Raw genomic sequence first — 25,345 nt, 5'->3', positions numbered from 1 at the left:
TCACAACTATTTATTATATAATGTAATTTAACTAATATATCAATACACTATTAGGAGTTGCTAGATTAAATGGAACATGCCACATTATGTATCCACGAGTTTTTAACTACAAACACTCGCCGTTGTATCAATCAAGTGATATTGTTATTTTCTTTAAAAGGTCAGATAGATATCAATATAAACGGTAAACAAGGGTCGTTTGATAGTAATATCGTCATCATCAATCATAGTGATCTGTTTCGTATCACACATGCAGAACAACTTGTTGAGTTAAAAATCCCTATTCAACAAATCATCCCGCTAAATCAATTGTTTTTTAATTGCCATTATGATGTTAAAGTTTTAAATTCATCAGAATATTTAAAGCATTTAATTTTAAATATGATTGAAAAATTAAGTGACCATAGCACAATAGAGCTACCACAATTAACTGAAATCATCGCTATCTTAGAACAAGAAACTAAAAAATCAAATGATTATTTTTACATACCAAACATCCAATCTGATAATGAACTGTTAAATAAAATATCAGAATATATTAAATGTCATATCACTCGGCCTATCATGTCTAAAGAAATTTCTGCTACTTTTTATATTTCTGCTTCATACATTTCAATTTTGTTTAAAAAGTATTTAGGGATCAGTTTTAAACATTATATTACAAGTTTAAAAATTGCCATTTCGCTTTCAGAGGTTATGAACAGTAATAAAACGATTTACACTATTTCAGAAAATATGGGGTTCAATCATTACGCAAATTACACGCAACAATTTAAAAATTATCTAAATTTAACACCCATCTCGTATAGAAAAAGGCTAAACTTACTACATCATAAGTCTGTTAAATTATTAACTACTGATGTAAGCGATTATTCATGTTATTTTAAATCACAATTAATTGATAAACCTCAGACGTTTAATATACAAACAATCAATTTAGATTACCTAGAATACGATGACTCTGCGAAGCAACCTACTGTTTTTATTCATATAGATAGTATTATGGATGTTATTCAAACAAATTTAAATCAAAAGCTTAACTTTAGCGATCTTAGCAATTGCTATTTGCTCATAAATAACATTAGCAATCTTGCATTAGAGACATTAAATTTAAATGGCATTGTCAATTTTATCGATACACTGTTTTCTCAGTGTATGGGTGTGGTCATTAAAATTAAATCCATAGAACAATACGAAAAAGTCGAACAAGTTATCTCTCAATTCCTTATATTTAAACCAAAATATCATAACCACAATGAGATGTATCATTTTATGATTTTATTCGATACAGAATATCTTTCTTTAAACGATGTAAATCGTTTGTATATCAGAGCTAAAAGTTTAAGTATTAATATCAAATTAGCTATAAATATTGAAGGTGTACTTAACCAAACGCAAAACCTCAATCATACAATTACACTTTTACATAGATTTAATTTTGACTTCAATTTTATCGATATAGAACGAAATGATGTCCGAGCTATGGTACATAAATATAGCAATCGATTTGACAATATTTCAAATTATCAAGATTATTATGAAATATTCATCGCTATGTCCAAGTTGAAGCCTTCCAAATGTGTATACACAAAGATTACGAAAAATTATTTTACTCAACGCGACCCCAAAAGCCCTTTAGGGATATCAGAAATGATGCAACATTTTTTATTTTTAATAAAAAATGGGGCTGCTATAGGTTATGAATTAATGTCTAAAAATGGCTCAGATATTGCTTTAATGAATCAACATGGCATTTATGAACCTATTGTTTATATCTTTCAGTTCTTGAAACCATTTTATAATAAACCTGCTCTGATACAATCTAATTATTTAATTACAAAAGATAAGCATGATATACACTTATTATTATTTAATTCAAAACAACACACTACAGAAAAAACACAAAAATTCATATTAAAAAAACAATCATCTATTTCAAAATCGATTTTGTTTATTCGTACTTTAAATAGAGAACATGGTTTTATTGCTTACGCATTGCCGCCTATTTTTAATAATACTTTTATCGAGCAATCGCTTTTACGAAACATTGAACGTTCAAACATGCCAAAATCTGAATTACGGCATACTACGTTCCCTAATAGTCCAATAGAATTTGATATAGGACACGACGAAGTCAAATACATGCTTTTAACGCCTACGCATAAGTAACAATTTTTATATAATACAGTCAATAAGAAATAAGGCGAAATTCGTACAATTGTTTTTAAAAGTACACTCTTTACTTCTTCTTCAATTGCATTATCCTAATATTTTAGATATAACTGAAGTAAAGGTATATAAAGGAGAATCTTATTTTGAAAAACAATAAAATGTTTGCAATTATTATCAGTGCTATTATGGTTATTGTAGCAATTGTCTTAGTTATCATGATGGTTTCAGGCGGACAAAAAGAAACATATTTCGGCTACATGAAAAATAGTACAACAGCTGAAAAAGTGGTGAGTGAGAAAGACCATAAAGTAGAAGAAAATGTAAAAATACCTTCTGAATCAGGATTTAACCCTAAAAAAGGCGACTTCGTCAAATTAACTAAGTCTGAAAATGAAGACGACTATAGTAAAATGGAAGTAGTCGATCACGATGATGTACCACATGGTTTAATGATGAAGATCCATGACATGGACATGAAAGGCATGTAATATAAAATTAATTTAATAGCATTCTATTTATGGCTGGTGCGTTCATTAATGCTCCAGCCATAAATATGATATAGACAGTAGCTAATGTGTTGAAGCATAAACATATAGCACCATTCCACTTTTTAACTTCCCTGTAGACGCTAGATAACGAAACTTATTTAAAATTATCTATTTTATTTCTAGTATTTATATAAAAAGCACTGAATAGCAAAATGAGCTATTCAGTGCGAAAATGTCAGAATTCAATTTTTTAATTATATAGATTTTAAATAGGCTTGGCCTTTTTCTTTATCATAAGCGTTTTCCCATTTTGCGATAACAATAGTAGATAAAGCATTGCCTAAAACGTTAACACAAGTTCGTACCATATCTAATAATCTATCTATACCAATAATCAGCGCTAAACCTTCCGCTGGTAATCCCATAGAAGTTAGCGTTGTAATAAGCACGACAATGGATACGCCTGGTACGCCTGCCATACCTTTAGAAGCTACCATTAAAGTGACCATAAGCATTATTTGTTGTCCGATTGACATGTCTATACCATACATTTGCGCAACAAATAATGCTGCTATAGATTGATATAATGCAGAACCATCAAGGTTGAAAGTATATCCGATTGGCACTACAAACGATGTAATGTCTTTTGGTGAACCAAAGTTCTCCATCTTTTTCATTATGATTGGTAATACAGATTCAGAACTAGACGTAGAAAATGCCAATACCAATTCATTTTTTAATATTTTAATAATAGAGAAAATACTAATACCACACATTCTAGCTACAATACCTAATACCACAATAACAAAGAACACCATGGCACCGATAACTACTAATAATAATTTTAATAATGGTAGTAATGCTGCGGCGCCAAAAGTCATTATGGTTGTACAAATAAATGCGAATACACCAATTGGAGCTAATTTCAATATTTTATTTATCATCCAAAATATAGCTTCTAATGAACCATTTAAAAAGTCCTTAACTGGTTGCGCTTTTTTACCAATGGCTGATAATGCAATACCAAAAAATACTGCAAAGAATATAATCGGTAATAATTCTCCTGCGGTTAAAGCTTCAAAAAAGTTTTGCGGTACAATGTTTACAATTGTATCGATAAAATGGTTGCCATATGTAGATTCTTCAGCAGCTTTCGCTGAGGATTCATATGTTGAAATATCACCTTTTGGTAGTTTATCAGGATTTAATCCACTACCTGGTTTAAATATATTTGCAAAAAGTATGCCTAGTCCAATAGCAACTGTTGTTATTATTTCAAAATATAAAATTGTTTTAAAACCGTAACGTCCTACTGTTTTAGATTCACCTAAGTTTGAAATAGACAACGCTAGTGAACAAAAAACCACTGGAATTACAATCATTTTTATTAAATTCAAGAAGATATCGCCAAAAGGCTTAATATAATTTGCAATCTCATCATGTCCATAAAGTAATAGACCTACGATAATACCTAATACCAATGCGATAATAACTTGCATTGGCAAACTTATTCTTCTTATTGCCATGATGTTACTCCCCTCTTCTGACATTGCTTAATTATATCAAAATATTTTTTGTTTAGATATAAATTTTTTTGATAAAATTTATAATATTACATTTATATTTTATTATTACTCTATTTATATATATATAAGTAACATTAACCTTTTGTCTAATCCCTAAAAAATCTAGTTGAGTATTAAAGCAATACATAAATAGAAGAGATTTCAACATACTATAATTTCACGTTTCAGCGCTTAAAATCACTTCTCTTTTAGTTATTTTTATATTTGTGTAACATAAATAATCAGTACTATTTTTAATATTCGTTTCACTTCAAGCGTGAATAAATTGTTATATTACGATATCATTTAACATTCGTTATAGTAAGTAGAAAATCTATGTTATGTGGCTTAAGTTGTAATAAAGTAAGCAATGGATTGAAAGAATAGAAAGTAAAATCTATTTATTATAAAAAATAAACCTGATACATCAATCGATGTCTCAGGTTCTTTTATGATATTGACAGTGGTTGACTAGATTGAGTATGTGAAATAATGATTCCACTCCTCATACTTAAATTAATCATCCGCACGATTTAAAGTTTCCTTTAATGCTTTATCAAAGTCAGTACGTACGATAGGCCCAATTCTATTTTGATATTTATCACCATTCAAAATAAACCCTTCTTTTGTGATATACATCATTTCAATAATTTCTCTCATAAATGGATTGAACCGTCCTATTAATGAAATCATTAGTTTTTTTAATGGGATGATGCGCTTTTTATAATTTGTAATTTTACGAATCTTATGAATGATCTCTTTCCCTGAAATGGGATTACTTCCTGGTATATTCCAATTTTCTTCGTATGAAGTTTCTTTTTCTGCAATATTTACAATCATTTTGGCAGCATCTGGTAAATAAATATACTCACGAGACGTTTTCAAATTTCCAATGAAAATTGTATGTTTATTATTTAATACGCCATCTATTGTGGGCTGTAAATATGTGTTTTGAGCACTAGGTCCAAAATAATCAGGTAATCTAACAATTAATGGCTTTGCTTTAGTCCATTTATTTTTATCAAAAATCAAATTTTCAAATTGAAGTCGTATTGCACCTTTTTTCGTATTTGGAAGTTTTGGATGATTTTCATCTCCTTGCGCACACTGACGGCCATATACATATATACCATCAATAATCACTATTTTTTTCTCTAACTTATCTGCTACCTGCATCACGTTTTCTCCGATAATAGGTAATTTCGATTTCATTTCTTGATAAGGTACGTTAGCACATTGAAATATTATATCTACATTTTCAGAAGCTTCTAATATGCTTTGGTAATTAAATATATCGCCTAGTGCATAAGTGAGATTAGCGTTATTATGTTTTTTAATTAAAGTTTCTAGTTTGCGTTTAGATCGCCCAAAAGCAATTACTTGTATATTACGTTGTAGCAATTCATAAACTAACGCTTGACCTGTACCGCCAGTCGCCCCTAAAACAATAACTTTATTCATGTTAACACTTCCTTTTTGTTAGTGATCAATCAATAAATAAACTTCCAAAAAAATAAATAACCATTTCAAATGATTATTTATTTAAATTACGATTTATCAAACTAGGTAAATTTATAAACTGAGAAATATTACATAATATACCTCTCGCTAAAAAAGTAGTAACTTCGTTTTCTGGGTTGTTCACATTTTCATTTTCAAATCTTTTTAACGCATAATCTCTAATTTTTAATAAACCTGTTCTAACTGTATTTTGTATATTTTCTTCTGTCACCGAAAACGCGATCACTTGAATATTAACTTCATTAGGATATTTATTAGAAATCGTTTCATAAGCCGTAATCATATCTTCTACAATATCTGCGTTATTAGATTTAATTTGTTCAAAACTTTCTATAATTCTTTCAAATGCTTGATTTAAAGCCGCAATAAATAATGCTTCTTTTGTTTTAAAAAATTTAAAAACATAGGGTTGCGAAATGCCCGCTATAATCGCTATATGTGCCGTTGTAGTTTTAAAGTAACCATTCTTCGAAAACGCTATTAAACTAGCTTCTAAAATTTCATTTTTTCGTTTCATGCTATTTTTATTTTCCATTTCGGCTCTGCCCCTTTATTTATTGATTGATTAATAAATAATGTAAACCTAATAATATTATAATGCAAATTATACATATTAATCTTAAAAATAAACTATAAAAGTAAAAGTAAACTATTAGATTCACTTTTACTTTTCACTTAATATATTTACCTCTCATTAATAAAAAATGGCTGACACCCTATATAAATAAGGAATCAGCCAACTTTATATTGCTTTTGCTCTAATCAATAAAATGATAACATCATTAAACAAATAACTTTTTAATCTTTAGGTTTATATTTCTCTTTAAACGTATTATGTTTTGCATCTTTTACATTTTTCTTAGTTTCTTCATCAAAACCTTGTACTAATATCCCCTTAAATGTGCTAACTGGTTGCACAACATAAGTATGTTCTGAATCATCTTTGAATTTAACTTCCTTATAATACAATCCTTTTTTAGCACTATATAAGGTTTTTTCAGATTGGATTTTTTCTGTTAAATGCGTTTCATCCATATAATTATCAACTAATTCCAAATTTTTGTGGCCTTGATACGTCCTTAAACCGAAGAAAAATGCCACTGCTAAAACCAATGAAAGCACCAATAGTCCTAAAATTTTTAAAAACGTCTTCATCTTTAATCTCCTTTTAATAAAAACAATCAATTAAATATTTTTTCATTCACCATTAAACCCATCAACTTTTTGTTAAAATACATAATATTCATATTATGAATGATAATAAATCATTTATAAAGTATTATATCTTTTTGTAACAAAATGTTCTTAAATTATGACTTTAATAAGTGATTAGATTTATTTCAAACAACGAATAAACGTACGTTTTTGTTTTAATTTTTCAGATGGTATGTACTTGTATTAAGGTTGAATTTCTTTTAAATAAGCAATATTCAATATGTCTACTCAGATAATACTTAAATAATAGTATAAAAATATTATGAATAAGGTGCACAACAGTTCCTTGACAATGTTCGTGGTTCATAATAAGGTTAAATTTCAAAAGGGGTGATTAAATGGAGGAAAAAATTAGCTACTTAGAAAAACAACTGTGCTTTCTTTTTTATGTTTCTTCTAAAGAAATTATAAAAAAATATACTACCTATTTAAAAGAGTATGATTTAACATACACTGGCTATATTGTTATGCTCGCTATAAAAAATGATGAAAAGATAAACATTAAAACACTTGGTCAACGTGTTTATCTTGACTCAGGGACACTAACACCTTTACTAAAAAAATTAGAGAAGAAAGGATATGTTAGTAGAACACGTGAGATTGATGATGAACGTAATTTACAAATCGCACTTACAGACCAAGGTGCTGAAATTCAAGAGGCATTATCCCATGTTTCTAGAAAAGTTTTTAGTGAATTCGATATGGATATTGAAGAAGCTATTCACTTAAAAGAAACTCTACAAAACTTCGTAAATAAAAATTTTAATAAAGAACTTTAATATATAAAGAGGCAAAGAAAAGTTTGGATGTTATAAATCATACATCTCATTTGAACTTATACTTGCCTCTATTTTTTTAATAAGTCATTTAAATATAATACTTTCAATATTTTGCGAATATCCTCCCATTACACTATGATGAAATTGAAATATAAATTACTTTTAACTTTCATGCTTTGACTTTGACTTTCTTTGACTATTGTATTATAATATGAATATAAGGTTAAAGGAGAGGTGAAAAGATGATGCAAAACACTCAAAATTTTCCAACAGATATAATTGAAAGTTTACTAACTGAGCATCATGATTTTAAAGTAGATGTGTATGAATCAAATGGTGCATATCAAGTCATAGCTGAACTCCCTGGTTATAGCAAAGACAATGTCACTATTCAATTTGAAGATAAAACATTAACGATTCGCGTAACACAAACTTCTACTACAACCGAAAACCAAGATCAATACTTGATTAGAGAGCGCAATTCAAATGAACAAAGTAGACAATTTATATTTAAAAATGTTGATAAAGAAAATATCAAAGCAACAATGGAAGATGGTATTTTAAGTGTTGAATTACCAATTAATCACACAAAAACACAAATTAATATTGACTAAATTATAAACTAAATATAATTAAATTGAAGGAGAGATGTTTTTATGGCTTTCAATATGAGACCTTTTGATAATTCATTTTTCGATGTGAACCCTAGCGACTTTTTCAAAGATTTTGGACGTCAAATCTTCGATCAATTCCCAGGCAGTAGCAATATTAAAACGGATGTTAAAGAATTAGAAGACGCTTACGTAGTAGAAGCTGAATTACCAGGAATGAAAAAAGAAAATATTAATTTACAATTTGAAGATAATATTTTAACAATTGAAGGTAAACAAACCTTCGAAAATAACAAAGAAGATGAAAATGGACGTATTATCCATCAAGAACGTAGCTATAGTGATGTAAAACGACAATACCAATTTGATAATGTTGATGAAAATGGTATTAAAGCTGCGTATGAAAACGGTATGTTAAATGTTACACTACCTAAAAAAGAGAAAGAAGAATCCTCATCTTCTAACATTCAAATAGATTAATCCATCTAAAAAAGGCAACGCTTTAAAATCAAGCGTTGCTTTTTTTATTTGTATTACTTTCTAGCTATTTATAAAGTAATCTAAATAAAACAACTACTATTAATGAATAGTTAACTATTTGACTATATTATTATATTAAACAGTGCTTACCTTGTTTCTTTTCAACATATGCATCATTGTTAACAAAGCAATCGTTCCAAATATAGCTAATAATATAAAAGCCAAATGACTTGTTCCTGTCATCATCGTTACATAAGATATAACAATAGGTGGGAAAAAGCCACCTAAGCCCCCCATCATAGAAACAATACCGTTTGCAGAACCAGCCTCATTACTAAAGTAAAACGGTACAAGTTTAAAGATAAGCCCATTGCCTAACCCAGCACAAATACTAATGAGTAAACAACCAATTGTAAATAACAGAATATGATTTGAGATGCCTAAAATAATTGCGCCCACAATCATCAAAGAAAAATCAATCATCAATAATATAACGGCATTAAATTTGTCTCCTAATATCCCTCCCAAAGGCCTTAAAAATGTTGCTAATGCTATAAATACGCCCGACCGTAGACCAGCATCTACTTCGCTAATACCAAAGTCTTGTACAAGATAATTAGGTAAAAATAATCCAAATGCCACAAAAGCGCCAAAAGTAATAAAATACCAAAGTGATAAATAATATAATTTCAAATCTTTAAACAGACGTTTAGATTGTTCAATTAAAGGCACTTTAACCTTTTTCTCTTTTGCATCTCCAAATAAAAACATTAAAACTGCAAATAAAGCGATTACGACTAAATAACTTCTCACCGTCGTTTGCCAACCAATGATTGAAGCTATAGGTGGTGCCAAAAATGATGAAATTGCAGTCCCAATATTACCCATACCATATATACCATTTGCTAAGCCGACGCGTTCTTTAGGGAAGTATTTAGGGATAGATGTAACACCAACCGAAAACACAGCGCCACCGACGCCTAGAAAGAATCCTGAAGTCATTAACATCCCTGTTGTTTGAGCTTGACTTAAAAAATAAATTGGAAATAATAAAATAATAAAGCTACAGAAAAAGACCCATTTAGCACCTATGACATTTGTTAAATAACCAAACGGTACTCTTAAAATAGAACCGAGTATAACAGGTATTGCTAATATAATAGAGAGTTGATTCCCAGATATATTAACGTCTTGTGAAATAAAAGGCATTAACGGTGCGATAATACTCCATGCCATGAACCCCACGACTAAACTTAAAGATTGTAAAGTTAATTGAAAACCGCCACTTGCTTTGTTCATTACATTCACCTACATTTACGTTTTTTAATTAAAACACTAGTATTCTACAAATGGCCTACAATAATCATGTATTTCATTATTAAGTATTAAGGAATTAACTATGAAAGGTAAAACTGGTGTAACATTTGAGTCTTTAAAATTTTTAACATCGTAGAATACTAGCTATATAGTTAGTGTAAAATCTTTGTGAAAAAATAAACATAAGGATTATCCCTTAACTTTTGTCAAATTCCCCCTATTTCTATATTCATGAATTGATTATAAATAGTTTGTAAAATCACCCTTATATGCATAAACTTTAGTTCATATCGTCTACTTAACCTAAGGCTTTTATATAAAAAAAAGACCCGTTTGGGTCCATGCTTTTTTATGAAGCATCACTTATCAATGGATTAAATTAACATTACTGGTGGCATATATGTGGTGGCATATATGTGTTAGCCTATACAACGCGTTTACGCAAATGTATAGTTCTAACCAATCCTTAGAGGAGACAATGAAGTCATTAAAAAACATGTGATTTCTGTCCTATTCTCGGCGTTATGGTTTTACATGAATATATTATCTAATAAACTAAAAATCAACTAGTTTTTTCTTCATCGCATATGCTACTAATTCAGGTTTCGATTTTAGTTCCAATTTTTGCATAATATGTGTCTTATGCGCTTCTACTGTTTTGACCGATACAAATAATTGTTCTGCTATTTCTTTATTACCATAGCCTTTTGCAATCAAAGGTAATATTTCAATTTCTCTTTTAGATAAAATTTTAAAAGGATCTGATGTTGAAGCTATATCTTGTGAAGTATTACTAATAAATTCATTTACAAGAGAAGTGGTTAGTTTCATATCTACATATGTCTCACCTTTATAAACAGTTCTAATTGCTAAAATGAGCTGCTCATCTGGAGCATTTTTTAAAATATAACCTTTTGCTCCATTTTTTAATACATGAAATAAGTATTCTTCATCATCATACATTGTTAATATTAAGATTTTTGTATCAGGGAAACTTTCAGCTATTTTACTGGTTGCTATTAGCCCAGATTCTCCTGGGGGCATACTCAAGTCCATCATTAATATATCCGGTTTATGTTCCATTACTTTTTGATATGCTTCTACACCATCAGCAGCAGTTCCCACAACTTCCATATCATCCTGGTAGTTTAGAATCATAGAAAACCCTGTTCTGACAACCGCGTGATCATCTGCAATAACTATTCTCAAAATTAACTTCTCCTTACTCCCTTAAATTGGCACTTCTAAAGTCACAATCGTTCCTCTCCCAATTTGGCTATCAACATTCACTTCCGCATTAACTAATTCAGCACGCTCATGCATGCCATAAAGCCCTAAACCAGTTCCTTGTGGTTGGTCTGTTTTAATAAATCCTCTACCTCTATCAACAACTTCAGCAATTAATCTATTATGATTATAATGTAAATCAATATCTACTTTATCGATATTAGCGTACTTAATGGCATTAAATAGTGCCTCTTGTACCACACGGTAAACAACCGTTTCAATTTCATTATCGAATCGTTGGGCATCTAAATTGGAATGATAAACAATTTTCATTCCATAATTCGATTCAACTTGTTTGAAATATGTTTTAAACGCTGCATCCAAACCTAAATCATCTAAAGAAGATGGTCTTAATTCAACAGATAAATTGCGTATATCATCTATAAGCTTGGACATCAACCCTTCGATGTGTTTTGAATCTTCAAGCAAATCAGCCATTTCTTGCTGATATTTTAATAATCTCAGCTCTACATCTATATTCAACATTTCTTGAACAACGCTATCATGCAATTCTCTAGAAATACGTTTTCTTTCATTCTCTTGTGCAGAAATTGTTTTTTGCATCATCTTACGTTGGTACATTTTATCATGACGCTCAATTTGCGGAGAAACATTTTGTAGAGTGAATACTTTAATGTCATTGATTGGATCAATCGTTTGGTATGTAGCAGTAAATGGCTCAACAGTACCTCTATTTGTTTTCATAAAAACCTGAAAACTTGTGTTTCCTACTTCTTCAGCTTCAAGAAAGCAATTTTTGCATGATTGTAAATCAAATTCATTTGTATAACCATCACATCGATTACATATAACATGAGTCATATCACGATAGTTCTCATCATTGGAAATAATATCTTTTGCAGCTTGATTCTTAGCAATGACTTTACCTTCATTATCAACGAATACTATCTTTTCTCTTGTGTTATTAAAATACTGCAATAATAATTGACTCATATCTTCCATCTGATTTATTTGCACTATCATCACCTAGTCTTCTTCTTTAAAAATACCTAACACATCACTTATTGAAAGTGTAGCATGCGCTAAAGGTAAGTTTTTTCTATTTCTCTGTCCTAAAAGCAAAACACCGTACACCTTATGGTTGTACCATAAAGGGATTGCCACCATTGCAGTTAAACATTCAGTTAAAACAATCGGATATTTATATTTTTCTGAAGGTAATAAACATTGGTCTACATTTTCAATAATCATACGTTTACCTGTCTTCATAACATTACCAGCAAGCCCTTTACCTTTTCTCAAGACAATCAGTTTATATCTAGTATTCAGATTGCCTGAAACATAATGCCATTTAATAGGTGATATTTGATTTTCTTGCTCATAAAACGCTAATCCCGCAAAGTCAAAACCTTCTCTTGTTCTAATTAAATCCAAAGCTGCTTGGTAATCAATCTTTTTATTTAAAAGCAATGAACTCAATATACGGCCCCCTTTTATACTTTATGTTTACGATAAATAATATAACTTCTACTCACATATGTTAATGGCACACTCCACACATGAACTAGTCTCGTAAATGGCCATAATGCCATAATTGTAAATCCTAACAACACATGGAATTTAAATGAGAGTGGTACATTTGCCATCAAAGCTGCATCTGGTGAAAAGATAAATAAATTTCTGAACCAAATTGATATGGATGCACGATAATCAAAATCGGGCGTCACAGCGTTAGTAACTAAAGTAGCGTAACACCCCATACAAACAATCAGTAATAATAAAAGGTTAACAATGATATCTGAAGCTGAACTGAGCTTTCTAATATTTTTTTGAGTGATGCGTCGTGCAGTTAATAACAACATACCTACCAATGTTATTATACCAAATATACTACCAATATACACTGCCCCTATATGATATAAATGATCGTTAACGCCAACCGCTCGTAACCAAGAAGCTGGAATAATTAAACCAACAAAGTGTCCAACCGCTACTGGAATAATGCCTAAATGGAACATGAGGCTCCCCCATCTCAAGCGTTTTTTTTCTATAAATTCACTCGATTTTGCCGTCCATGAAAACTTATCAAATTTAAATCTTGCAATATGTCCAATAAAAAATATAGCGATACATAGATAAGGAAATATAACCCATAAGAATTGATTAAACATTTGCTTTCACCTCATTTGTTGGCTCAATACACGCTTTTAGCGTTTCTCTTAAAGCTTTAACCAAATAATAATAAGGGCTATCTTGTTCTGCCAATTGATTTGCCATAGCGTACGTACCATCTTCAATAATCATAATGACAAACTCAATATTGCTTTTTGCTCTTGGGTCATTTTGCCATTGTGCAATATATAAAAATTCCAGCATTAGTGGTAAAAAATCAGATAACTCATTGTCCGCCATTTTCAAACCAAACATTTCGTATAGTACTTTTAATTTAGCTAATAATTGTCCCCGTTCTTTTTGAGTATCAAATTTATTATAAGTCATATACAACGGCGCCTTCTTATTAAAATCAAACGTGTCAGAATAGAGTTGTTGAACCTCTAAAAAACGATATGCATGTATGCGCTCTCGATATATAATAAGGTTATGATAAGCTGGATGGTCTGGATGAATGATACTTTCAAATGGTTTAGGATGTAATGTCAATTTTTCAGGAAAATCTAATTGTTGAGCGAAATATCCGAGTGTTTCTTGAAATGATTTAAATTGTGCGATATTAATCACGGAAAATCCCTCCATAGAAATTATCATTATATATCTCTTGCCCCGATTTTTCTGAAGCTGTGCCTACAGGTATGCCGCACCCTTCGCAATTTGAACCAAAATATTCTCCTCCATATCCTTGACTGCCTTGTGCATGGTACGTATCCATATAGGCTTCTTTATGAGAAGTTGGAATAACAAATCGATCTTCGTGCTTAGCAATAGCAAGTAAACGATACATATCTTTAGTTTGACGTTCGGTCAAACCTAATCTCTGTAACTTATCTTCATCAAATGGTTTATTCGTAACTTGGGCGCGCATGTAACTTCTCATCATCGCCATTCTTTGCAGTGCTTCTTTGACTGGTTCAGTTTTTCCCGCTGTAAGTAAACTTGCTAAATATTGTATTGGTAAACGCATTTCTTCAATAGCCGGGAAAATCATATCAGGATTTCTATTGGCATCCATCGCCGTTTTACCCTCGAAATAACTCATAATTGGACTTAGTGGAGGGCAATACCAAACCATCGGCATTGTGCGGTATTCTGGATGTAATGGGAATGCGAGTTTATATTCAATAGCTAATTTATAGACAGGTGAATTTTGCGCCGCTTCAATCCATTCCATAGAAATGCCATCTTTTTGTGCTTGTTCAACCACGCTTTCATCATATGGGTTTAAAAATAAATCTAATTGTTTTTCATATAAATCTTGGTCATTTTCTGTTGTAGCTGCTTCTTCAACTCTATCAGCATCGTATAAAAGTACTCCTAAATATCTCATTCGTCCTGTACACGTTTCTGAGCAAACTGTTGGTAAACCAGCTTCAATTCGTGGGAAACAAAATGTACATTTTTCAGCTTTATTTGTCTTCCAATTAAAATAAACTTTTTTGTAAGGACAACCTGTCATACAGTATCTCCAACCGCGACACGCTTCTTGGTCAACCAAGACAATACCATCTTCATCTCGTTTATACATAGCACCTGAAGGGCATGAAGCTACACAACTTGGGTTTAAGCAATGTTCACATAATCTAGGTAAGTACATCATAAACGTTTGATCAAATTTAAATTGAATATCTTCTTCAATACGTTGAACATTAGGATCTTCGGGACCTGTTACGTGTCCTCCAGCTAAATCATCTTCCCAATTTGGCCCCCATTTTAAATCTAATTTATCTCCTGAAATAATAGAGTGGGCTTTTGCTACTGGTGAATGATTTCCTGCTTTGGCTGTAGTTAAATGTTCGTAATTATAAGTCCACGGCTCATAATAATCTTTGATTACAGGCATATCTGGATTGTAAAATATTTTTCCAAGCGCGATTTTTGCCCATTTACTACCAGACTTGAGTTCTAATTTTCCTTTTTTATTTAAAACCCAACCACCTTTATAATGTGACTGATCTTCCCATCTTTTTGGATACCCAATGCCTGGTTTTGTTTCAACGTTATTGAACCACATATATTCTGCGCCGGGGCGATTAGTCCAAGTGCTTTTACATGTAACGCTACATGTATGACAACCAATGCATTTATCTAAATTCAATACCATTGCAATTTGTGCTTTAATCTTCAAGCCAGTCTACCTCCTTCAGTTTTCTCACTGCTACATAAACATCTCTTTGATTACCTATCGGCCCGTAATAATTAAAGTGGTAACTGATCTGAGCATAACCTCCAACGAGCTGTGTTGGTTTTAAATGTATACGTGTAGGTGCGTTGTGCGATCCGCCCCGCGTATCCGTTAATTGTGAGCCAGGTGTTTCAATATGTTTATCTTGTGCGTGATACATAAACATTGTCCCTCTCGGCATACGATGTGATACTACTGCTCTAGCTGTTACAACACCATTACGGTTATACACTTCCAACCATTCATTATCTAGAATGTCATGTACTTTCGCATCTTCAGATGAAATCCACACTGTTGGTCCTCCCCTAAACAATGTCAACATGTGCTGATTATCTTGATAAGTGGAGTGGATATTCCATTTGCCATGAGGTGTTAAATAACGTAGTACAAGAGTATTTTGATCCATCGTCACTTTCTTGTCTCTCGCACCGAATACCATCGGCGGTAATGTTGGTTTATAAACAGGCAAATTCTCGCCAAATTGTTGGAAAATTTCATGGTCAATGTAATAGCTTTGTCTTCCAGTTAATGTTCTAAATGGTACTAAGCGTTCTACATTCGTTGTAAATGGTGAATATCTTTGGCCATTTTTATTAGAACCCGGGAAAACCGCTGTCGGTATAACTTCTCTAGGTTGTGCCGTAATATTTAAAAACGAAATTTTTTCAGAAGCACGTTCACTTGAAATATCTTTCAATGGCATACCTGTTTGTTGCTCTAAATCTTCATAAGATTTTTGAGATAATTTGCCATTTGTTGCTGAAGAAAGATTTAACACTACATCTGCGGCACGCCTTGCGGTATCTATTCTAGGCCGTTCATGCTTGATTGAACGCGCATCTGCATCGCTCCATGTACCTACCATACTTTTTAATTCTTCATATTGTTCGGCAACAGTAAAGCTCACACCATGCGCACCTATTTTTGCCTTTTCAAGCAGTGGACCTACCGTAATAAATTTGTCATAAATTTTTGTATAATCCCTATCAACCACTGCAAACCCGGGCATCGTTTTACCTGGGACTGCCTCTATTTCACCTTTAGTCCAATCTTTAACAATGCCATTAACATTGGAGATTTCTTGCGATGTATCATGTGCCAAAGGCGTTGTGATTACATCTTTATAGACACCATTTAAGTGGGTTTTCGCTGTTTCAGATAATGCTTTACTCAATGTTTTAAAAATATCCCAGTCTGAGCGAGACTCCCATAGTGGATCGATGGCTGGATTAAATGGATGCACAAATGGATGCATGTCTGTAGACGATAAATCGTGTTTTTCGTACCACGTTGCAGCCGGTAAAATGATATCTGAATATAAAGGTGTAGCAGTCATTCTGAAATCTAATGATATAAGCAAATCTAATTTACCTTCTGTATCATCTCTCCACTTGATTTCTTCAGGCTTAGCTTCTTCGTTAGGTTCAGCCATCAAACCAGATTTAGCTCCAAGTAAATGTTTCATAAAATATTCTTGTCCTTTTGCGGAACTTGAAATTAAATTTGAGCGCCATAAAAATAAAGTTTTTGGATGATTTTTCTTTAAATCAGGGTCTTCGATTGCAAATTTAGTTTCTCTAGCTTTAACTGAATCGATGGCCCTTTTTAATATTGCCTCATTATTAAACTCACCATTATCTCTAGCTTCTTCACCAAATGCCAAACTATTTTTATCAAATTGTGGATATGATGGTAACCATCCTAATTTTGCAGCTAATACGTTATAATCTGCCGGATGTTGATGTTTAATATTCTCTGCCAACGGAGATTTAATACTATCTACATTAGATTCTTCATATTTCCACTGGTCCGTAGCGAAATAAAACCAACTTGTACCATTTTGTAATCGAGGCGGGCCTTGCCAATCTTTTGCAAATGCTATTGTATTCCAACCTTCAATTGGTCTACATTTCTCTTGACCAACATAATGCGCCCAACCGCCGCCATTAACGCCTTGACAACCACACAGTAATACAAGGTTCAAAATAGAACGATAAATTGTATCTGAATTAAACCAGTGGTTAATGCCGGCGCCCATGATAATCATAGACTTTCCTTTGGTATCTATCGCATTTTGTGCAAATTCTCTTGCAACTTGCGTTACTACGCTTGATTTAACACTGGTGATTTTTTCTTGCCAAGCAGGCGTATAATATGATGTGGCATCTTCGTATCCCTTTGCTTCTAATTCATGCCCAAAGCGCTGTATGCCATATTGACTCGTCATCAGGTCATATACCGTAGCAACGTATTTTTGTTCACCGTTGGCTAATGTTATTTCCTTAACAGCAATCGGCCTTTCAAAAATACCGTTTCCTTCGTTATCAAAGAATGGAAATTGAATCTGCTTTAATTCATATTCATCTTCTACAAGACTTAAAACGGGTTCTATTTTGTTACCATTTTCGTTTTCTAATTTAAGATTCCACTGTTTACCTTCTTCCCAACGTTGACCCATTGTGCCATTTGGTACAGTTAATTGTTGTGTCAATTTATCAAAAACAACTGGTTTCCAATCGCTGTGTGCTGTTTGTGTTCCTATGTCTTCTGCTCTTAAGAAACGTCCTGCCTTGTATCCATTTTCGTCTTCGTCTAACATGATAATAAACGGCATATCTGTGTATTGTTTAGCATAATTAATAAAATATGGGTTAGGATGATTAACATAATATTCTTGTAAAATAACATGTGTCATGGCTTGTGCAACTGCTGCATCAGTTCCTGGATGTGGTGCTAACCAATTATCTGCAAATTTAACGTTTTCTGCGTAATCCGGTGCAACTGAAATAACTTTAGTACCTCTATAACGGACTTCTGTCATAAAATGTGCGTCTGGTGTCCTTGTTAGAGGCACGTTAGAACCCCACATCATAATATATGAAGCATTATACCAATCGCTTGATTCTGGAACGTCTGTTTGTTCTCCCCAAATCTGTGGTGATGCAGGCGGTAAATCTGCGTACCAATCATAAAAACTTAACATCTCACCACCAAGCAAGCTGACAAAACGCGCACCAGAAGCGTAACTCAACATAGACATAGCAGGGATTGGAGTAAAGCCTGCGATTCTATCTGGTCCAAATTTTTTAATTGTGTAAATGATTTGAGCTGAAATTAATTTAGAAACATCTTTCCAATTTGTTCGTACAAGGCCACCCTTTCCACGTGCTTGTTTATAAATTTTAGCCTTTTCTTCATCTTCTACAATCGATGCCCATGCAGCTACTGTATTGTTGTGATGCTTTTCTAATGCATCTGTCCATAATTCCCATAATTTACCACGAATATATGGATAACGAATTCTTAAAGGGCTATACTCATACCAAGAAAACGATGCACCACGCGGGCAACCTCTAGGCTCAAACTCAGGCATATCTGGGCCGCAACTTGGATAATCGGTTTGTTGGTTCTCCCATGTAATAACGCCGTTTTTCACAAACACTTTCCATGAACACGAACCCGTACAATTGACGCCATGGGTTGTTCTTACGACTTTGTCGTGGCTCCAACGTTCTCGATACATTTTTTCCCATTCTCTACTTTTACTTTCTAATACAGACCAATCACCATTGAATTTTTCAGTTGGTCTGAAAAACTTCATTCCAAACTTTTTCATTTTATACACCCTCTCAACATCGTTACCTATAAAATCTATATCATGTGCATATCTGTGTTGTAGTTATCTTTTTGCTTTTCTTAATTAAATTGTACTTTTTTTCACAAATTCTATATATTAGGGATTTACCTAATTGAATATAAAAAAGCCCTAATTATCCAAAATTAACTGTTATTTGCACAGTTGATATAATTAAATAAAACACTTCCTAAAATCAATATTAATAGTTGATTTTAGGGAAGTGTTTATTATGCGTTAAGGTATGATTTTTTTATAATCATGACAGATTCATAAGCGTTTCGCGCGCTTCATATCATCGGTTATTCAATTAATTCTATATATTCATCAAATGTATACTTTTCTGTTATCTCATTAATAAGTTCTAATTGTGTTTCATGATACATTGACCTATCTTCTGGATTAATGATACAAAAATGCCCTTCGCTATATAGTGATAATGCTTTATCTATAGCAAGTTGGTAACCTCCAGTAATTAAGTAATTTTTTGTCGCCTTTTGTTTAAAATAATTTTCACAATCGATTTCAGACATTAATGAACCAACTAAAACCAAGCCAGGTGATCCTGCTTGTCTTTTTATAATTTGACCAATTGTCGTCACAGTTCCCTTAATTACTTTTTCCTGATAAGTAGAAATGTTATATACAACAACTACTGGGTAATCTATCTCTGTTTTCTGGTAGATTTGAGTCATCATTTCATTTAAATTTTTAATTCCCATATAAATAGCCAACGTGCCGTTTTTTAAGATTGCACTTATATCTACTTTTTTATGATTCTCTTTGCAAAAGTGCCCCGTTGTATAAGTAACATTTGTAGCAATTTTCCGTCCAGTAAGGCCCTGACCCATTATTGCCACTGCTGCACTAGCAGAAGTAATACCGGGTACAATTTCACAATCAATATTTTGTGCCTTTAAAGCAACGACTTCCTCACGCACTCGTCCGAAAATAGCTGGATCTCCACCCTTTAATCTCACAACACAACCATGTGAACTAGCTGCATCAATAAGTTGCCTATTAATTTCAGCTTGTTGAATATGTTTGTGGTAAGGTTGTTTTCCAACGTTAATGATTTTTATACCAGGCTTAGCTAGCTGTAAAATAAACGGATTTACAAGCCGATCGTATAAAATAATATCGGCTTGTCTTATCAAACGTTCTGCTTTACGTGTTAACAAATCTGGATCGCCTGGCCCAGCGCCAACAAGATATACCTTCCCCTTCTTATTTAAAGACATATATAAACATCCCCATCGTGTATCACCGCTTGATAAACCTCTACACAACCCGTATCTGGCGATTGCACTAATCCTGTATTCATATCAATTTTTTGATCATGTAACGGACAATATACATAGTCTCCGCTAACAGTACCTTCTGATAATGGACCATCTTTATGTGGACATCGATTTTGAATTGCATGGATTTGTCCATCTTCAGTTAAAAATAGGCCGATTTCTTTATCTTCAATAACAACTTTTTTACCAATCAAGGGCGTTAATGAATCAATTGAAGACACTTTAATTTTAGTTTTAGAATCCATGATTTACACCTTCTCTACTTCAAATATTTGTCGTGCTTTTTTATGATTTAAAAGTGCTGACCATGGCTCTTTATCCATTGCACTTTTAACTTTCATAATACGTTCATATAGTGTTGTTTGCTTTTTTTCATCCAATAAGATTGTGCTCACATTTTCAAAACCTAAACGTTCTAACCAGGGGGCTGTACGCTCTGCATAAATACCTGTTTCTCTATAATATTGCATAAACGCCCCACACAATTTGATAACTTCATCTTCCGTTTCGACTGTTGTTAAATATTGGCCAATAGTTACTTCAGTACCGCCATTGCCTCCAATATAAATTTGGAAACCATTTTCAACGCTAATAACACCAAAGTCTTTCACACCTGATTCTACACAGCTTCTGGGACACCCCGAAACACCCATTTTAAATTTATGCGGTGTATCAATATATTCAAATGCTTCTTCTAAACGAATGCCTAAACGTGTAGTGAATTGTGTACCAAATCTACAAAATGCTTTACCCACACAACTTTTTACTGAACGTGTTTTTTTACCATACGCTGACGCTGAACGCATGCCTAAGTCTGACCACACTTTAGGTAATAATTCTTTCTTAATTCCATAAAGGCCAATACGCTGTGACCCTGTCACTTTAACAAGTGGCACGTTGTATTTTTTAGCAACTTCGCCTAATCTAATCAGTTGTTCAGCGTCTGTGACACCGCCCCGCATTTGAGGAATAACAGAGAATGTGCCGTCATTTTGAATATTGGCATGATAGCGTTCATTGGCAAAACGTGATTCAATTTCATCTGTATGTTGGAACGGGTGGATCATATTGAGATAATAATTAATAGCTGGACGACATTTTGGACACCCATTTTTATCTTTAAAATCCAAAGCATGACGCACTTCTTTAGAGGTTTTAAGTGATTTTGCTCTAATTTGCGTTACAATTTGATCACGTGTCAAATCAGTACATGCACAAATGCCTGCCGGTTTATTTGCTACAAAATCATCCCCTAGTGTATGTTCAAGAATTTGTCCTATTTGTCCTTTACACTTTCCACAAGAATTACCTGCTTTCGTTAATTGCGTTACTTCGTCAATACTTGTTAACCCATTTTGTGTTATCGCATCAACGATAGTACCTTTATTGACGCCATTACAGCCACAGACTGTTTCATCGTCAGCCATATCCGCAATATTTAGACCGCTTGATTCACTGCCTTTATGTAAAAGCGAAACCATAGTATAGTCTTGAATTTCTTCTTTTTTCTTCATCATATTAAAAAATCTGGAGCCATCTTCTATGTCACCGTATAGCACTGCGCCAACAATATTGTCTCCTTTTAGAAAAACTTTTTTATAATGTTTATTAACGCTATCAAAGATTTCTATGCCTTTCACTTCAGCATCTTCACGTATTTGTCCAGCGCTATATAAATCACAACCTGATACTTTTAACGATGTGAACGTAGTCGATCCTTGATACCCTTCAGTTGGCATATGTGTTAAATAATCTGCTAACGCCCTGCCTTGTTCATATAATGGAGCTACTAATCCATAAGTTTGTCCTCTATGTTCAGCACATTCTCCCACTGCATAAATGGATTCGTCACTTGTTCGCATAAAATCGTTCACCACAATACCTCTATTTACCTCCAACCCACATGATTGTGCCACTTGTGTATATGGACGAATGCCTACAGCCATCACAACTAAATCTGCTTTCAAGGTAGTCCCATCTGCTAATTCTATCCCTGTTACATCATGTTCACCTAATATTTTTTCTGTACGTGCTTCCATTTTAAAATGCATACCTTGAGCTTCTAAATCTGCTTTAAGTAATTCACCGGCTTTTTTATCTAATTGCATTTCCATCAACCATTCTGCAAGATGAATTACAGTAACTTCCATGCCTTGATCCATTAAACCGCGTGCACATTCTAAACCTAATAAACCACCGCCTATTACGATTGCATGTTTATTTGTTTGAGCAATCTCAATCATACGTTCAGTATCATCTATGGTTCTCCATCCTATTACACTATTTAATTGAGAACCTGGAATTGGTAGCACAAACGCACTTGACCCTGTAGCAAATATACAAATATCGTAATGGAATTGTTTGTTTTTTTCTGTGATAATTTCTTTTTTCTCACGATTAACTGATATAACTGGATCATTTGTAACCAATTCAATGCCATGTGTTTTATACCATTGATAACTATTCATAATGGTTTCTTTAACAGACATTTTCTTCTGCAAAATATTAGAAAGCATGATTCGATTATAATTTGGGTAGGGTTCTTTACCAATGATAGTAATTTCGTATTGCTCAGAGTCTCTTTCTAATATTTCTTCAATCGTGCGTAAACCTGCCATTCCATTTCCTATCATTACTAATCGTTTTTTAGACATGTTTATCCTCCTCATATACTTCTGCTAAAAACTGCTGTACTGCATGTGATACTTTCTTGACTTTGTTATAGTCTGTACCATTTGATCTAAATAAAATTTTCAAATCATGGTACTGAATTTCTGGCATATTATAGAAATCTGATTGTGTTTTGTCCCCTGTATGGTTAACAAGTTGATGTGGTAGTGCATCCTTTTTAACTTGATTATTTACTGAGGTATCGTTTGTTGCGATGATAATCATATCTGCTTTTTTAATGTCTTTACTGTCATAAGTTTTAGTTATTAATTTCAAGTTGGGGTGTTCTGTTTCAAAGAACTCTGGTAAAAATGTTTTGCTTATGATTGTTAATGAAATAATATCCTCATTAACTAATTGTTGAAATTTTCGATAAGCAATTTTTCCGCCACCTATAATGACAACTTGCTTATCAGCTAAATTGAGTTGTATCGGGTACATGATTACGTGCCTCCAATTGGGTAATTTGGTCTTTAATAATCAATTCCAATAAAGGGTGAAAATTTAATGATTTTGTAAATTCAATACAGCTATTATTTCTCATATATTGAATTTCACTTTTCATTTTATGAACTAAAAACCCATCGTATAAAAAGACAGGAACTACCAATATGTCTCCGCCCTCTGCCAATATCTCAGGTAACCGTTTTTTATAGCTATAATCCCCATATAGCATCACCATATTGATAGGTTTATTAGCAACATTACAATTATTTATTACTTGTTTAAGTTGTTCATTCGGTTGCTTATAACGTTCACTACCATGCGCAATAAAAACTATTTTGCTAATGGATGGGCTAACATACAGCGCGTTTTTAATTCTTTCATTTATGATGTTAACGATATGGTAGTGTGTTCCTAATGGTTGTGTAACCTGATACTCTATATACGGGTAATTGTTTTTAAGATGCTGTAATATTGTCGGGATATCTTGCAAATAATGTTTAGCTGAAAATAATAAAAGCGGTACGATGTTAAATTCATGTACACCTTGTTTCACTAGACTTGAAATCATGTTATATAAATGGTTAATATCACTTTCCAAAAATGTAATGTGAAAGTTGATACCACTTTCTTTCATTAGTCTATAGATGAATCGTTGTAACGCCTCATTTTGATAACCTCGTCTCATACCATGTATAACGAGTATATTTTCTCCCATGGCGCCCCCTCCCTTTACACTTGAATTGTAATATATTTCCAATGCTTTTTGTGAACAAATTCACAAAAAGTAAAAAAATAGGGAATCCCCTTAGTGAAAAACTAAAGGAATTCCCTATCATTTATTTAATTTTTATATCATTAAAACGGCGGTTCGCCCAACACGTCTTCATCAAATCGTTCTGGAATCAATACTTTTCTCATAATAACGCCTAAATCGCCATCATCGCTTTCATGCTCTGCGTATATTTCATAACCTCTTTTTTTGTAAATATCTAATAACCATGGATGTTTACGCGCAGAAGTTCCTAACGTAACTGCTGGTACTTTCAGTGTGTCTCTGAGATATGTCTCTTCAACATATCTCAACAATTTACCGCCTAAACCCTGTCCATCATATGATGGCTTAGTAGCAAACCACCATACAAATGGATAAATAGAAATACGGCGTTTACTTTCCCAAGGATAGCGCACTGTTATTGTAGAAATAATTTCTGTCTCATTTTCCAAGACAAATGTTGTACCAGTTTGTAAATTCTTTTCAACCATTTCAACAGTAGCATTGACAGATGGCCAATCAATACCTAATTCTCTTAACGGCGTAAAAGCCTCATACATTAATTTTTGTAATTCTACTGCATCATCGATAACAGCAATTCTAATATTATATTCAGACATTATGTCACTCCCTAACGTTTCTCATCTATGCTATGATTTGAACTATACTGAGATCATTAATCACAATAAATACAATATTGTTTCTTTATAAATGAGTCAATTGATTTGTTTTATTTACTCACTAGAACACTAGAGCGCCAAAAACAAT

At 32.6% G+C, this 25,345-nt stretch carries 23 protein-coding genes; 5 read left to right on the top strand and 18 right to left on the bottom strand.

The features are described from left to right. Positions 1–69 precede the first annotated feature (69 nt). Positions 70–2,169: an AraC family transcriptional regulator Rsp gene (gene rsp, locus BJG89_RS03295; protein WP_096808538.1), complete on the top strand. Its 2,100-nt coding sequence runs from the start codon at positions 70–72 to the stop codon at positions 2,167–2,169. A 146-nt stretch (positions 2,170–2,315) separates the two neighbouring features. Then, a complete protein-coding gene (locus tag BJG89_RS03290) occupies positions 2,316–2,660 on the top strand; it encodes a DUF4889 domain-containing protein (protein WP_096808537.1) in 345 nt (114 codons plus the stop codon). Positions 2,661–2,914: 254 nt separating this feature from the next. On the opposite strand, the gene BJG89_RS03285 is transcribed toward BJG89_RS03290, so the two are convergent. The 4 genes from BJG89_RS03285 to BJG89_RS03270 all read right to left on the bottom strand — a co-directional run bounded on the left by BJG89_RS03285 (position 2,915) and on the right by BJG89_RS03270 (position 6,901). Next, positions 2,915–4,186 (bottom strand): cation:dicarboxylate symporter family transporter, encoded by a 1,272-nt coding sequence (locus tag BJG89_RS03285; RefSeq protein ID WP_096808536.1) that lies wholly within the window; start codon positions 4,184–4,186, stop codon positions 2,915–2,917. Positions 4,187–4,741: 555 nt separating this feature from the next. Next, positions 4,742–5,686: an SDR family NAD(P)-dependent oxidoreductase gene (locus BJG89_RS03280; RefSeq protein ID WP_096808535.1), complete on the bottom strand. Its 945-nt coding sequence runs from the start codon at positions 5,684–5,686 to the stop codon at positions 4,742–4,744. A gap of 73 nt (positions 5,687–5,759) precedes the next feature. Beyond that, on the bottom strand, positions 5,760–6,281 hold the full coding sequence (locus BJG89_RS03275; protein WP_096808534.1) for a TetR/AcrR family transcriptional regulator: 522 nt from the start codon (positions 6,279–6,281) through the stop codon (positions 5,760–5,762). 263 nt (positions 6,282–6,544) lie between these two features. Further along, positions 6,545–6,901, bottom strand: coding sequence for a DUF3139 domain-containing protein (locus BJG89_RS03270; RefSeq protein WP_096808533.1), 357 nt, complete (start codon positions 6,899–6,901; stop codon positions 6,545–6,547). 398 nt (positions 6,902–7,299) lie between these two features. On the opposite strand from BJG89_RS03270, the gene BJG89_RS03265 reads away from it, so the two are divergent. From BJG89_RS03265 to BJG89_RS03255, 3 genes are all read left to right on the top strand, one after another. Continuing rightward, entirely contained in the window at positions 7,300–7,740 is a 441-nt protein-coding gene (locus BJG89_RS03265) for a MarR family winged helix-turn-helix transcriptional regulator (protein WP_096808532.1), read from the top strand. Positions 7,741–7,982: 242 nt separating this feature from the next. Further along, positions 7,983–8,354 (top strand): Hsp20 family protein, encoded by a 372-nt coding sequence (locus tag BJG89_RS03260; protein ID WP_096808531.1) that lies wholly within the window; start codon positions 7,983–7,985, stop codon positions 8,352–8,354. A gap of 42 nt (positions 8,355–8,396) precedes the next feature. Then, positions 8,397–8,831 (top strand): Hsp20/alpha crystallin family protein, encoded by a 435-nt coding sequence (locus tag BJG89_RS03255; protein WP_096808530.1) that lies wholly within the window; start codon positions 8,397–8,399, stop codon positions 8,829–8,831. 135 nt (positions 8,832–8,966) lie between these two features. Here the strand turns inward: BJG89_RS03255 and BJG89_RS03250 are convergent, their stop codons facing one another. From BJG89_RS03250 to BJG89_RS03185, 14 genes are all read right to left on the bottom strand, one after another. Next, positions 8,967–10,130 (bottom strand): nitrate/nitrite transporter, encoded by a 1,164-nt coding sequence (locus BJG89_RS03250; protein WP_096808529.1) that lies wholly within the window; start codon positions 10,128–10,130, stop codon positions 8,967–8,969. Positions 10,131–10,703: 573 nt separating this feature from the next. Then, positions 10,704–11,357 carry a nitrate respiration regulation response regulator NreC gene (gene nreC, locus BJG89_RS03245; protein ID WP_096808528.1) on the bottom strand — a complete coding sequence of 218 codons (654 nt, stop codon included), beginning with the start codon at positions 11,355–11,357 and terminating at the stop codon, positions 10,704–10,706. Positions 11,358–11,378: 21 nt separating this feature from the next. Continuing rightward, positions 11,379–12,419 carry a sensor histidine kinase gene (locus tag BJG89_RS03240; protein ID WP_096811195.1) on the bottom strand — a complete coding sequence of 347 codons (1,041 nt, stop codon included), beginning with the start codon at positions 12,417–12,419 and terminating at the stop codon, positions 11,379–11,381. A 3-nt stretch (positions 12,420–12,422) separates the two neighbouring features. Beyond that, the gene (gene nreA / locus BJG89_RS03235; RefSeq protein WP_096808527.1) at positions 12,423–12,875 is read right to left on the bottom strand and encodes a nitrate respiration regulation accessory nitrate sensor NreA; all 453 of its coding nucleotides are present in this window, start codon (positions 12,873–12,875) and stop codon (positions 12,423–12,425) included. A gap of 14 nt (positions 12,876–12,889) precedes the next feature. Next, complete coding sequence (gene narI, locus BJG89_RS03230) at positions 12,890–13,567, bottom strand: respiratory nitrate reductase subunit gamma (protein WP_096808526.1); 678 nt, start codon at positions 13,565–13,567, stop codon at positions 12,890–12,892. Further along, on the bottom strand, positions 13,560–14,135 hold the full coding sequence (narJ, locus tag BJG89_RS03225; RefSeq protein WP_096808525.1) for a nitrate reductase molybdenum cofactor assembly chaperone: 576 nt from the start codon (positions 14,133–14,135) through the stop codon (positions 13,560–13,562). Before narJ ends, narI begins: the two co-directional genes overlap by 8 nt. Beyond that, on the bottom strand, positions 14,128–15,696 hold the full coding sequence (gene narH / locus BJG89_RS03220; protein WP_096808524.1) for a nitrate reductase subunit beta: 1,569 nt from the start codon (positions 15,694–15,696) through the stop codon (positions 14,128–14,130). The genes narJ and narH overlap by 8 nt, the downstream gene beginning before the upstream one ends. After that, a complete protein-coding gene (locus BJG89_RS03215; RefSeq protein ID WP_096808523.1) occupies positions 15,686–19,369 on the bottom strand; it encodes a nitrate reductase subunit alpha in 3,684 nt (1,227 codons plus the stop codon). The genes narH and BJG89_RS03215 overlap by 11 nt, the downstream gene beginning before the upstream one ends. Before the next feature lie 320 nt (positions 19,370–19,689). Beyond that, on the bottom strand, positions 19,690–20,628 hold the full coding sequence (cobA, locus tag BJG89_RS03210; RefSeq protein ID WP_096808522.1) for a uroporphyrinogen-III C-methyltransferase: 939 nt from the start codon (positions 20,626–20,628) through the stop codon (positions 19,690–19,692). Beyond that, on the bottom strand, positions 20,619–20,933 hold the full coding sequence (nirD, locus tag BJG89_RS03205; RefSeq protein WP_096808521.1) for a nitrite reductase small subunit NirD: 315 nt from the start codon (positions 20,931–20,933) through the stop codon (positions 20,619–20,621). The genes cobA and nirD overlap by 10 nt, the downstream gene beginning before the upstream one ends. Before the next feature lie 3 nt (positions 20,934–20,936). Beyond that, a complete protein-coding gene (nirB, locus tag BJG89_RS03200) occupies positions 20,937–23,342 on the bottom strand; it encodes a nitrite reductase large subunit NirB (protein WP_096808520.1) in 2,406 nt (801 codons plus the stop codon). Beyond that, positions 23,335–23,799, bottom strand: a complete 465-nt coding sequence (locus tag BJG89_RS03195; RefSeq protein ID WP_096808519.1) for a precorrin-2 dehydrogenase/sirohydrochlorin ferrochelatase family protein — start codon at positions 23,797–23,799, stop codon at positions 23,335–23,337. Before BJG89_RS03195 ends, nirB begins: the two co-directional genes overlap by 8 nt. Continuing rightward, positions 23,771–24,520 (bottom strand): sirohydrochlorin chelatase, encoded by a 750-nt coding sequence (locus BJG89_RS03190; RefSeq protein WP_096808518.1) that lies wholly within the window; start codon positions 24,518–24,520, stop codon positions 23,771–23,773. Before BJG89_RS03190 ends, BJG89_RS03195 begins: the two co-directional genes overlap by 29 nt. A gap of 140 nt (positions 24,521–24,660) precedes the next feature. Further along, entirely contained in the window at positions 24,661–25,197 is a 537-nt protein-coding gene (locus BJG89_RS03185; RefSeq protein ID WP_096808517.1) for a GNAT family N-acetyltransferase, read from the bottom strand. Positions 25,198–25,345: the final 148 nt, after the last annotated feature.

It is taken from the genome of Staphylococcus nepalensis (assembly GCF_002442935.1).
Taxonomy (GTDB): Bacteria; Bacillota; Bacilli; order Staphylococcales; family Staphylococcaceae; genus Staphylococcus; species Staphylococcus nepalensis.
Note: the sequence above shows the minus strand (reverse complement) of the source record. Positions and strands in the feature narration are given on the sequence as shown.